General features: G+C 66.1%; 6 protein-coding genes and 1 pseudogene. 5 read left to right on the top strand and 2 right to left on the bottom strand.

Going from position 1 to position 12,720, the window contains the following annotated elements; all coding sequences use genetic code 11:
* The 5 genes from ACLQI9_RS26135 to ACLQI9_RS26115 all read left to right on the top strand — a co-directional run.
* Positions 1-5,077 (top strand): SDR family NAD(P)-dependent oxidoreductase (locus ACLQI9_RS26135; protein ID WP_442392388.1); only part of this gene is annotated, 5,077 nt, incomplete at its 5' end.
* Positions 5,078-5,100: 23 nt separating this feature from the next.
* Complete coding sequence (locus tag ACLQI9_RS26130) at positions 5,101-7,746, top strand: NAD-dependent epimerase/dehydratase family protein (protein WP_442376372.1); 2,646 nt, start codon at positions 5,101-5,103, stop codon at positions 7,744-7,746.
* Positions 7,747-7,815: 69 nt separating this feature from the next.
* Positions 7,816-9,321 (top strand): carboxylesterase/lipase family protein, encoded by a 1,506-nt coding sequence (locus tag ACLQI9_RS26125; protein ID WP_442376370.1) that lies wholly within the window; start codon positions 7,816-7,818, stop codon positions 9,319-9,321.
* 27 nt (positions 9,322-9,348) lie between these two features.
* A complete protein-coding gene (locus tag ACLQI9_RS26120; RefSeq protein WP_442376368.1) occupies positions 9,349-11,352 on the top strand; it encodes a DUF7064 domain-containing protein in 2,004 nt (667 codons plus the stop codon).
* 40 nt (positions 11,353-11,392) lie between these two features.
* Positions 11,393-11,875 carry a gluconokinase gene (locus ACLQI9_RS26115; RefSeq protein WP_442376376.1) on the top strand — a complete coding sequence of 161 codons (483 nt, stop codon included), beginning with the start codon at positions 11,393-11,395 and terminating at the stop codon, positions 11,873-11,875.
* 11 nt (positions 11,876-11,886) lie between these two features.
* Here the strand turns inward: ACLQI9_RS26115 and ACLQI9_RS26110 are convergent, their stop codons facing one another.
* Both ACLQI9_RS26110 and ACLQI9_RS26105 read right to left on the bottom strand, forming a co-directional pair.
* Positions 11,887-12,384 carry an RDD family protein gene (locus ACLQI9_RS26110; protein WP_442376366.1) on the bottom strand — a complete coding sequence of 166 codons (498 nt, stop codon included), beginning with the start codon at positions 12,382-12,384 and terminating at the stop codon, positions 11,887-11,889.
* A 212-nt stretch (positions 12,385-12,596) separates the two neighbouring features.
* A pseudogene (locus ACLQI9_RS26105) lies at positions 12,597-12,720 on the bottom strand (IS481 family transposase); the annotation flags it as partial.

The raw sequence follows: 12,720 nt of genomic DNA, 5'->3' as shown, positions 1-12,720 counted from the left end.
ATGGAAGGCCGAGTCGGCCAATGGTCGGGGTCGTCGTGCGGGGGTGTCGTCGTTTGGGATCAGTGGCACCAATGCGCATGTGATTATCGAGGCGCCCCCGACGGTGGGCGAGGAGGCTACCGAGCGGGCGGCCGTGCCGCCGATCGTGCCGTGGGTGGTTTCGGCGAAGAGTGCGGCGGCGCTTTCGGCTCAGGCGTCGCGGTTGGGTGAATTCATCGCCAAGCGTGAGCAGTTGGATATCGCTGATGTGGGCTGGTCGTTGGCGGGGCGGTCGACGTTTGAGCATCGGGCGGTGGTGCTCGGTGCTGATCGTCAGGAGTTACTCGGTGGTTTGGCCGAGTTTGCTGACGGGCTGCCTGGTGGTTCGGTGGTCTGCGGGCACAGCGCCCCGGCGGGCAAGACCGTGTTCGTCTTCCCCGGCCAAGGCTCCCAATGGCTCGGCATGGGCATGGGACTGCACGCGGCCCACCCGGTCTTCGCTGAAGCCTTCAATACTGTTGTCGGCGAGCTGGACCGGCACCTGCTGCGGCCCATGCGCGAAGTCATGTGGGGCCACGACGAAAACCTACTGAATACGACTGAATTCGCGCAGCCCGCGCTATTCGCCATCGAAGTGGCGCTCTACCGGCTGGTGGAATCCTGGGGTGTAAAGCCCGATTTCGTGATGGGTCATTCGGTGGGCGAGTTGACCGCAGCGCACGTCGCCGGCGCCCTGTCGCTGGAAAACGCTGCCGTGCTGGTGGTCGCGCGGGGCCGGTTCATGCAGGCCCTGCCCGCCGGCGGCGCCATGATGGCCGTGCAGGCCACCGAAGACGAAGTGCGGCCGCTGTTGACCGACGGCGTCGGTATCGCCGCCGTGAACGGCCCTTCGTCAGTGGTGGTTTCCGGCGACGAGGATGCGGTGACCGCGATTGCGGACCGACTGCGCGAACAGGGCCGCCGTGTCCACAAGCTCGCCGTCTCCCACGCTTTCCACTCTCCGTTGATGGAGCCGATGATCGCCGAGTTCAGAGCGGCAGCCAAGGAGCTCACGGTCAACGCGCCCACCATCCCGATCATCTCGAACGTGACCGGACAGTTGGCGGGCGACGACTTCGCGTCAGCCGACTACTGGACACAGCACATCCGGGCAGCGGTACGGTTCGCCGACAGCATCCGCTTCGCGAACTCGGCCGGGGCCAGCCGATTCCTCGAGGTCGGGCCCGGTGGCGGCCTGACCTCGTCCATCGAGGAATCGCTCGCCGAAGCCGACATCGTGTCCGTGCCGATGCTGCGCAAAGACCGGCCCGAACCGAGCAGCTTGATGACGGGATTGGCCCAGGCCTTTGTGTCAGGTGTGGACGTGGATTGGCGTGCGGCGTTGCCCGGCGCCGGATTTGTGGAGTTGCCGACGTATGCCTTTGAGCGACGGCGGTTTTGGCTTTCCAGCGTTGGCGCTGCCGGTGATGCTGCCGGTCTGGGGTTGGCGGCAAGCGAGCATGCATTGTTGGGTGCGGTGGTCGACCTGCCGAGTTCCGGCGGTGTGGTGCTGACGGGTCGGCTTTCGGGGGCGTCCCAGCCGTGGCTTGCTCATCATGCGGTTGGCGGCGTGGTGGTGTTCCCGGGTGCGGGATTTGTCGAGTTGGCGATCCGCGCCGGCGACGAAGTCGGCTGCTCGGTCATCGACGAACTGATGCTGGCGGCGCCGTTGGTGATCCCGGCAATCGGCTCGGTCGCCGTGCAAGTCGTCGTCGGCGCCGCCGACGAGTCAGGCAACCGCGCGGTGTCGGTGTTTTCCCGCGGCGACGAACACCCGGGCTGGACTCTGCACGCTGAAGGTGTGGTCCGGCCCGGCAGCTCCGAGCCGAGCGGCGACATGTCGACCTGGCCGCCGGTGGGTGCCACGCCGGTCGATATCGAGGGGCTTTACGACCGACTGGCCACCCGCGGGTACGGTTACGGCCCAGCGTTCCAGGGGTTGACCGCGATGTGGCGTCGCGGCGACGAGGTATTCGCCGACGTATGCCTGCCCAGCGATGCCGGCGTATCACCGGCAGGGTTCGGTGTGCACCCGGCCGTGTTGGACGCTGCTTTGCACGCGGTGATCGTGGCTACCGAGACCGGCGGCGACCGCGACAAAAACGGTGTGCTGGTGCCGTTCTCCTGGCAGGGCGTGTCATTGCACGCGGCGGGGGCATCGGCGGTGCGGGCGCGAATTGTGCCGTCGGGTCCGTCGTCGGTGTCGGTGGAGTTGGCCGATGGGCTGGGGTTGCCGGTCTTGTCGGTGGCTTCGATGGTGGCTCGTCCGGTGTCGCAGCAGCAGTTGATGGCGGCGGTGTCCGGTTCCGGGCCGGACCGGATCTTCGAGGTGATCTGGTCACCCGTTTCGCCCGCGTCCAATGCCGAAGCGCCGTCGCATGACGTCTTCGAATCCGCAGCTGTCGACGAGGATTCGCTGGCCGCGACATATCGGCGCACGCATGAAGCGCTGGCGGCGCTGCAATCCTGGCTCGCTGAGCATGACTCCGGAATGCTCGTGGTGGCGACCCGCGGCGCGGTTGCGTTGCCCGGGGAGGACGTCGCCGATCTGGCGGGTGCCGCGGTGTGGGGGTTGGTGCGGTCCGCGCAGACCGAGCATCCCGGCCGGATCGTGTTGGTGGATTCCGATGCGCCTCTTGACGATACGACGATCACTGAGGTGTTGGCGGCGGGTGAGCCGCAGGTGGTGGTGCGCGGTCGAACAGTTCACACGGCGCGGGTGCATGGCAGTAAAGCGGTGGACGCCCTCCTGGTGCCGCCGAATGACGAGCCATGGCGGGTCGGCATGTCCAGTAAGGGCACGTTCGAGAATCTGCTGCTGGAGCCGATCCCGAACGCCGATGCGCCGCTGGAGCCCGGCCAGGTCCGAGTCGCCGTTCGGACGATGGCGGCCAACTTCCGCGATGTCATGATCGCGCTCGGGCTGTACCCCGACGACGATGCGGTGATGGGTGTAGAGGCCTCTGGAACCGTAGTCGAAACCGCCTCGGACGATGGTCGTTTCGCTATCGGCGACCGGGTTACCGGCCTCTTCCCCGAGGGCACCGGGACCATGGCAATCACAGACGCCCGCCTGCTGATGGAAGTCCCGGCGGGATGGTCCTACGCCGATGCCGCAACGGCGCCAGTGGTGTTCGCGACGGCTCACTACGCACTCTCGACCTTGGCGGATGTCAAGGCCGGGCAGCGGCTGTTGGTGCATGCGGCCACCGGTGGGGTGGGGATGGCTGCGGTGCAGTTGGCCCGTCATTTGGGGTTGGAGGTGTTTGCCACCGCTAGTCGGGGCAAGTGGGAGACGTTGCGGGCGATGGGCCTTGATGAGGATCACATTGCCGATTCGCGCAGTCTGGAGTTTGAGGACAAGTTCCGGGCGGTCACCGGTGGTCGTGGTGTGGATGTGGTGCTGGACTCGCTGGCCGGTGACTTTGTCGACGCGTCGCTGCGTTTGGTCGCCTCTGGCGGGGTTTTCCTCGAGATGGGCAAGACCGACATCCGCGACCCCGGCGTCGTCGCCCAAGAACACCCCGGAGTGCGCTACCGCGCCTTCGACCTCTTCGAAGCCGGGGCAGACCACATCGAGCAGATGCTCACCGACCTGGCCACGTTGTTCGACGACGCTGCGCTTCGGCCGTTGCCGGTGACCGCGTTTGATGTACGGCGGGCGCCGGCAGCGTTGCGGTATCTGAGTCAGGCGCGTCATGTCGGCAAGGTTGTGTTGACGATGCCCGACGCGTGGGCGGCGGGCACGGTGCTGATCACCGGCGGCAGCGGGATGGCCGGATCTGCGTTGGCCCGGCATGTGGTGGCCAATCACGGTGTGCGCCAGTTGATGCTGCTGAGCCGCCGTGGCGCGGAAGCGCCGGGCGCCGCGGAGTTGGTTGCGGAGCTCACCGCCGCAGGTGCGCAGGTGTCGGTGGTGGGCTGTGACGCCGCTGACCGCGAGGCGTTGGCGAAGGTGCTTGCCGACATTCCGGTGCATTACCCGTTGTCGGCGGTGATTCACGCCGCCGGTGTTCTTGATGATGCGGTGGTGACGTCGTTGACGCCGGAGCGGGTGGATGCGGTGTTGCGGGCAAAGGTGGATGCGGCGTGGAATCTGCATGAGCTGACCCGGGATCTGGGTGTGTCGGCGTTTGTGATGTTTTCGTCGATGGCCGGGTTGGTGGGGTCGTCGGGTCAGGCCAACTATGCGGCGGCCAACTCGTTCCTCGACGCACTGGCTGTGCATCGGCGTGCGCACGGTTTGCCGGCGATCTCGCTGGGCTGGGGTCTGTGGGACCAAGCCAGCAACATGACCGGCGGGTTGGCGTCTGTCGATTTCGCCCGGTTCGCCCGTGACGGCATCGTGGCCATGTCCGCCGTCGAAGCAATGCAATTGCTTGACACCGCGATGGTGGTCGATGAACCGTTCCTGCTGCCCGCCCGCATCGACACCACGGCGCTACGAGCCAAGTACGACGCGGGCACCTTGCCGCCGATGTTCGTCGACCTGATCAACGCACGGGCAAGGCGTCGGGTCGATGATTCGCTGGCTGCTGCCAAGTCGAAGTCCGCGCTGCTGCAACGCCTGGAGGGGCTGCCTGAGGATGAGCAGCACGCGGTGTTGCTGGATCTGGTGCGTTCGCATATCGCGACCGTGCTGGGCAGCAGTACGCCGGAGGCCATCGACCCGGAAAAGGCGTTCCAGGAGTTGGGCTTTGATTCGTTGACCGCGGTTGAGATGCGTAATCGGCTCAAAGCCGCCACCGGACTGGCGCTTTCACCGACCCTCATCTTCGACTACCCGAACTCCGCAGCCCTGGCGGGTTACTTCCGTCAAGAGCTGGTCGGTACCTCGACCGAGTCGGCGCCGCAGGTTGCACCGGGCGAGGCGGAGATCCAACGCGTTGTGGCGTCGATTCCGGTCAAGCGCCTTCGGCAGGCCGGAGTTCTGGACCTGCTGCTCAGCCTGGCGAACGAGGCCAACGGTGCCGGTGCGACAGAGACCAGAGAGGAAGATATCGCGGCGATGGACCTCGACGATCTGGTCAACGCTGCCTTCCTCGACGACGACGACTAGCCGATGAGGTTTGAGGTTAGCCAGTGAGAATCGCCGTCACCGGGGCGAGCGGAGTGATCGGTCGCGGCGTGGTCGCCCGACTGCTCAGCCAGGGGAACGACGTCGTCGGTCTGGCCCGTCACCGACCCGAAAGCTGGCCAAGCGCGGCCGGATTCGTCCAGAGCGACATTCGCGATGTGGCCGGGGTAAGGCGCGCGGTCGCAGGCACCGACGTCGTCGTGCACTGTGCCTGGGCGGCCAATAGCCAGACGAATATCGGCGGGACCGCCAATCTGCTTGATGCCATGGCTCAAAGCGGTACCCGTCGCATCGTGTTCGCCTCGTCGGCGCACGTCTATGGGGTAGCTCAAGACGGCATAGCGCCACTGTCCGAGACCGATCGGCTGAACCCGGTTTCGCCGGAGGGGCGGGATAAAGCCCGTGTCGAGGAGATGCTGGCCGCTTCAGGTGCGGAATGGGTGGCGATCCGCTCCGCGACCGTCCTCGGCAGAGGTGTCGACAACTGGGTGCGCCGGGTGTTGGCTGCTCCGTTGTTTCTCGACATCGACGGATCAGCTGCTCGCGGGGTGCAGGTCGTGCACAGCGACGACGTGCACCGGGTTTTCCTCCGGGCGATCCTCGATAGCGGCATCGGCAGTGGGCCGGTGAACGTTGCTGCGCAAGGGAATCCGACCTTGGGTGAGATAGCCGGTGCACTCGGACGACCGATGGTGCCGACAGGCAGGCTGCTTCGGCGGCTGAACCCCGCTGAGCTGGATCGTTTACTGAGTGCCCCAGCGATGGACACCGCACTGCTGCGCGATAAATGGAACTTCACGCCGGCCTGGAGCGCCGAGGAATGTGTCGAGGACGTCGCGTTGGCGGTGCGCGGCAGAGTCAGCGTCGGCAAGTGGTTGACGTCGCTGCCCTGGCGGCTGACCCACGTTCAGGACATCCCGGCGGTCGACGCCCCGGCCGCCGACGGAGTTGCTCCGGTCTTGGCCGGCCCGGATGGCGCCAATGGCGAGTTCGACACGCCGATCGACCCACGCTTCCCGACCTACCTCGCCACCAATTTGTCGGAGGCGCTGCCCGGACCGTTCTCGCCGTCATCGGCATCGGTGACCGTGCATGGGCTGCGCGGGGCCGGCGCGGTGATCGCCGCAAGGCTCCGACCTGGCGGTTTGATCCAACGCGAAATGGCAACCCGAACGACCGGCGTCTTCGGACACCGCCTGTACGGCGCCATCACCACCGCGCACTTCATGGCCGAAACCGTGCCGTTCGTCAAACCTGCGACGGTGATTCGCCAGAGCCAGTTCTTCGGACACAGTGTGGCCGCCATGCCCATCTACGGCGAGCAACCTCTGCCGCGCGAATCCGGCCCGGCCATGCGGCCGCTGCGCACCATTCGCAACCTCGGGGTGTTCGCGGCCAACCTGGCGGGCCTGACCAGTGGCGCCGCTCGCGACACGCGCGACTTCGTCGACGACATCGATCACTTGGAAGATCTTGCTGCTGGCGATCTTTCGCAACTTGGCGACGGACGGTTGCACAGTCTGATCTTGCTGGCGCGCGATCACGTCGTGCACGGTTGGGTGCTGGCGTCGGGGTCATTCATGTTGTTCGCCGCGCTTAGTGTGGTCCTGCGCGGCGTGAACGGACGTGACATGGTGCTCCCGGTCGGTCAGGAATTGGCCAGCGCACAGCCGCTGAACGCCGTGTACCGATTGGCGGAGGCCGCGCAACGCGACCCCAACGTGACCCGGATTCTGGCCGGCTCCGGCGATCATCTGGAGGAGTTGTCCAGCCACGCCCCGGAATTCCACGCGGCGCTGCTCGCCGAGCTGCAAGTGATCGGGCACCGCGGCCCCGCCGAAGTCGAGATGCGGTCGGCCAGCTACGCCGACGACCCCGAGATGCTGATCCGCATAGTGGCCAAATCGCTGCACATGCCCACCCGGCCGGAGACGCAGCGTCCGGTAATCCCACTCCGGGCGCGGCCGGTAGCGCGCCTTGCCGCTCACCAGCTTCGCGACCGCGAAGTCCGTCGCGACAGAATGGTCCGTGCAATCTGGTTGCTGCGCAACCTACTCCGTGAGCTGGGACGCAGGCTGGTGAAGTCGGGTGTTCTCGGCTCCGCCGACGATGTGTTCTATCTGCTGGTCGACGAACTCGATGCACTGCCTGCCGACGTTTCTGGGGTGGTCGCGCGCCGTCGCGCAGAACAACACCGGCTGGCCGGCTTCGTTCCACCCGCAGTCTTCAGTGGCAGTTGGCAGGCCGCTACCTCCCTGGCGACCGTCCTGGCCCCGGGAGACACCTTGAACGGCGTCGGCGTCTGTGGCGGACGAGTCCGCGGCCGGGTGCGGATCGTCAGGCCCGAAACCATCGACGACCTGGAACCCCGAGAGGTCCTGGTCGCTGAGGCCACCGATGTCGGCTATACCGCCGCCTTCTCCTGCGCGGCCGCGGTGGTGACGGAGCTCGGCGGACCCATGTCGCATGCCGCCGTGGTAGCACGCGAATTCGGGGTCCCGTGTGTGGTGGATGCTCAGGACGCCACCCGGCGTCTACCGCCGGGGGCGCTCGTCGAGGTCGACGGCGATAGCGGCGAAATCGCGGTGCTCGAACTCGCCCGTGGAGACGCTTCGACGGCGCAGGCGATCGATCAGCGCCGAAACGTCTAGCGGGAACGCCACAACGCGATTCTGTGCACCTGCCCAGCGTGATTCGCTCAGGTTCGCTACCGTCAGGTTATGCACGAACACACCGTCCGCGTGACCACGGCCTCCGGCACCGTCGAAGGCTTTACTCGCGACAGCGTGCACCGCTGGCGATCCATCCCGTACGCCCGGCCGCCTCTTGGCGCGCTGCGCTTTCGGGCGCCGCAGCCGGCCCAGCCGTGGCGAGGTGTGCGTTATTGCCACGGCTTCACCAAGTGCCCGCCGCAAGAACGGCGCTACACGATCGTCGGCGTCGGGAAGTACCAACCGATGGGCGAGGACTGCCTCACCCTCAACGTTGTCACACCAGAAGCGCCGGAAAGTGAATCGCTGCCCGTCATGGTCTTCGTGCACGGTGGCGGATACATCATGGGTAGCTCGGCCACTCCGATATACGACGGTGTGGGCCTGGCCCGCCGTGGGTGTGTCTACGTATCGGTCAACTACCGACTCGGCGCGCTGGGTTGTCTGGATTTGTCGTCGCTGTCAACGGCAGACGTCACCCTCGAAAGCAATCTGTTCTTGCGCGATCTGGTGTCGGCGTTGCGCTGGGTTCAGCAGAACATCGCGGCGTTCGGCGGTGATCCAGACAACGTCACGGTGTTCGGCGAAAGCGCCGGCGCGCACGCAGTCGCTACGTTGCTGGCGGTGCCGGGGGCAGAAGGCCTTTTTGCCCAAGCTATTTCGGAAAGCCCGGCGACCGGAATGGTGCGTTCGCGCGAAATCGCGGCAGAGTTCGCGGGACGATTCGCGACGCTACTGGGCGTCCGCAAGCAGGATGCCGCCCACGCGCTGATGCAGGCTCCTCCCGCCGATTTGGTGGCGGCACAAAACCGCCTGATCGACCAGGGCGTGCGAGACATGCTGGGCGCCTTCCCGATCGGCCCGGTTTCCGGTGATGACGTTCTGCCACTGGACCCCGTTGAGGCGATGCGGTGCGGTAAGGCGCACCGGGTGCCGCTGATCGTGGGTACCAATGCCGAAGAGGGGCGCTTGTTCACCCGCTTTTTGCCGCTGCTGCCGACCACCGAACCGATGATCGAAGCGGTGCTTGCCGAGGTGGAACCGGCTGCGCGCGAACGCATTACCGGCGCTTACCCCGATTATCCGGGGCGGTCGGCGTGCGTGCGGCTCGGCGGCGATTTCGCCTTTAGCGCGGCTGCTTGGGAGATCGGAGAAGCCCACGGCAGACACGCGCCCACCTACCTGTATCGATACGACTACGCACCGCGGGTGCTGCGATGGTCGGGGCTGGGCGCCACGCACGCCACCGAACTGCTGGCGGTCTTCGGGATCTATCGCACCAGGTTCGGGGCGATGCTGAGCGCCGCCGCGGATCGCCGATCTGCCTTGCGGGTCACCAACGAAGTGCAAAGGCGCTGGCGGTTATTCAGCCGTACCGGGGCACCCGGTGACGACTGGCCGGCCTACACCGATACCGACCGCGCGGTGATGGTCTTCGACCGCAAGTCACATCTCGAATTCGATCCGCACCCTGAGCGCCGGATGGCGTGGGAGGGCTTCACGCTGGCGCGATGACGGCCAATGTGGTTTCGTGGACGAGCCATGACACCGCACATCGACAACGTCGTCGAACGCCCCGCCGACCTCACCGCCGGCTGGCTGACCGCGGCGATCGGCGCGGGAACCATCACCGATTTCCGCGTCGAACGTATCGGCACCGGTCAGATGAGCGAGTGCTACCGGGTTCAGCTGACCTACGCCGACCGCGGGTCCGGCAGCGGCGGACCCGACTCCGTGGTGCTCAAGGTCGCGGCCACCGACCCGATGAGCCGGCAGACCGGCGGGAGTCTGGGCCTTTACGAGCGTGAGGTTTGCTTCTACCGGGATATCGCCCCGCGGCTACGCGGACCGGTTGCGCCCTGCTATCACGCCGCTTTCGACCCGTCGGCAGGCATCTTCGATGTCCTGCTGGGCGATGCCAATCCGGCGGTCGTTGGCGATGAAATCCGCGGCGCGACAATCGCACAGGCCCAGCTCGCCGTCACCGAACTGGCCCGGCTGCAGGGCCCGCTGCTCGGTGACACCACGCTCGCCGACGCGCCGTGGTTAAACCGCGACACCCCGCTCAACCAGGGGCTGATCACGGCGCTGCACGCCGGCTTCGTCGATCGCTACGGCGACCGGATCGCACCACAGCACCGCATGGTGTGCGAACGGCTGGTCGGCGGATTCGATGCCTACCTGGCCGAGGAGGCCGCCGAGGGCCGTATCCAGGGTCTGGTGCACGGCGACTATCGATTGGACAACATGCTGTTCGGCGCCGTCGGTGCCGAACGCCCGCTGACCGTGGTCGATTGGCAGACGGTCACGTCGGGCCCCGCGATGACCGACCTGGCCTACTTTCTCGGTTGCGCACTGCCGGTGGAGGAGCGGCGCGCGCATTACGACGAGCTGCTGCGGGCCTACCACGCAGCGCTCGGGCCCGACGCGCCGATCAGTCTCGCCGATGTCCGCGAGGGCGTGCGCAGGCAGAGCTTCTTCGGGGTGATGATGGCCATCGTCTCGTCGATGCTGGTGGAGCGCACCGAGCGCGGCGATGCGATGTTCATGACGATGCTGCAACGGCATTGTGAGCATGTGCTCGACGTTGACGCGCTGGAGACACTGGCTGCTCCGACGGTCGCCGAGCCGCTGCGTCCGTCACGCGAAGACGAATCGGCCCACGCGGCGACCGACGAACCGTTGTGGAGCGAAAGCTGGTACGCCGACTTCGCCGATACCGCACAGGGATTCGGTGGCTGGATACGACTCGGCCTGATCGCCAACCAGCAGACGGCGTGGCTGCATGCCTTGTTGTGCGGCACCGAGCTGCCCACCGTCGCAGTCGTCGACTTCGAGATCCCGCTGCCCGCCGATCCGTGGGCGCTGCAAACGGGCGCAGTCGATTTCACGCACTCCGTCGGCGACCCACTGCATACCTATCGCATCGGCCTGCACGGGCGCGGCCAGTCCTTCCCCGACCCGGCCGCGCTGTTGCGGGGAGAACAGGGAACGCCGGTCGAGGTGGCGATTGATCTGTTGTGGACTACTGACGGCACGCCGTACAAGTATCGGCTGACCACGCGCTACGAGATACCGTGCACCGTCTCGGGAACCGTCACCGTCGATGGACGTCGCTACACCATCGACTCGGTACCCGGCCAACGCGACCATTCGTGGGGGGTGCGGGATTGGTGGGGCATGGACTGGATTTGGAGCGCGCTGCATCTCGACGATGGGACACACGTGCACGCGGTGGACATCCGGATTCCGGGCGTCCCGCCGGTCGGTATCGGCTATGTCCAAGACCGCGGCGGCACTGTTACTGAGTTGCAAACCATCACGGCCCGTCAAACATTCGACGCCGACGGATTACCGGCCACCGCAACGCTGGCGGTCGATCCCGGTGGCATCACCGCGACCGTCGACGTGCACGGACACGCACCGCTACGCCTGGTCGCCGCCGACGGGCGGATAAGCGAATTTCCCCGAGTGTGGGCAACCGTCAGCACCGCCGACGGGCGCCGCGGCGTCGGCTGGCTGGAGTGGAACCGAAATCTGCCCTGAAAATCCCTGCCCGCCAACCACATCGGTGCCCGTCGTGGTCATGGGCGTGTCCGGGTCGGGTAAGTCGACGGTGGGTGCGGCATTGGCACAGCGCCTCGGAGTGCCTTTTACCGACGCCGACGCCTTTCACCCGGAAGCCAACATCGCCAAGATGGCCGCGGGTAAGCCGCTCACCGATGAAGACCGCTATCCGTGGCTGGAAGCGGTCGGGCGGTGGCTGGCGGAACATCAGGATGGCGGCGTGATGAGCTGCTCGGCGCTCAAGCGCAGTTACCGCGACCGATTGCGCTCACATTGCCCCGGGATCGAGTTCTTGCACTTGACGGGTTCACCGGAACTGATCGCTCGCCGGCAGGCCGACAGGCCGGGCCACTTCATGCCGGCGGCATTGGTGAAATCACAGTTCGACACGCTGGAACCGCTGGCGCCCGACGAGCATGGAATAGCTCTTGACGTCGGACCGAGCGTCGACAGCATCGTCGCGAGATTCTTGACGTACTTGGACGAGCAGCGTCGCCGGTGACCGCGTCTCGGTCAGCTCTTGACCACCTGGGTACCGCCGGCCAACTCGTCGTGCTTGCCCTGCTTGGTGGGGCTGCCGCTGATCGTCACCGCGATAATGATGTAGGCGATGAATGCCAGCAGGCCGCCGATGTAGGGCACGACCGCGAGCAAGGTGAACGAGTTGCGGATGGCGGACTGTTTCGCATCCGGCTTGGGCGCCCCGCCCGGGCCGTGGACAGCCAAGCCGAGCAGGCTCTTGCCCGGGCTGGCGCCATGAGTGGTCTCGAAGAGTACGAAGTACCCGAACATCAGGACACCCGAGAAAAGGCCGGTTACCAGGAACCAGTAATCCCGGTCGAACAGGAACATTGACAGTAAAAAGGCCACGATGTTCACCAGGAGGCCGTCGATCACTCGGGCGAAAAATCTCCGACCGAGGCCTCCGGGCTGGGCATGCGACCATTGCGGCGAACCGGCCGGCGGATACCCGTACTGGGGCGCGTTGGGATCGAAGTCAGCTGATGTCATGGGATTCGCTCCTGACCACGTTGGTGCTGCTAATCTACTCTGCCGATCGCGGCGAGCGCCCGGGTTGACCGCTTCAGCGGCGCGTACGGCCCGACCGCTGTGGTGGCTAGCATAGGAGTCGGCCCGGAGCGGCAAACCGCCTGGCACCCGGCTGTTTGGACGGTTATGAGCGACTGGGAAAGCGCTGTGTTCGTATCGCGTTGTTGCGGTAGCTAGCTGTAATGACCTGACAGGTTAGGTACGCGAGTGGCGGGTGGTTGGCCGCCGAGTGCGGTGTGGCCGCGGTGATGATTGTAGGTGTGTAGCCAGATCGGGAATTGCTCGCAGCGTTCGGTG

The organism is Mycobacterium sp., from assembly GCF_052143115.1.
Classification (GTDB): domain Bacteria; phylum Actinomycetota; class Actinomycetes; order Mycobacteriales; family Mycobacteriaceae; genus Mycobacterium.
This window is presented reverse-complemented; position numbering and strand designations above follow the sequence as displayed.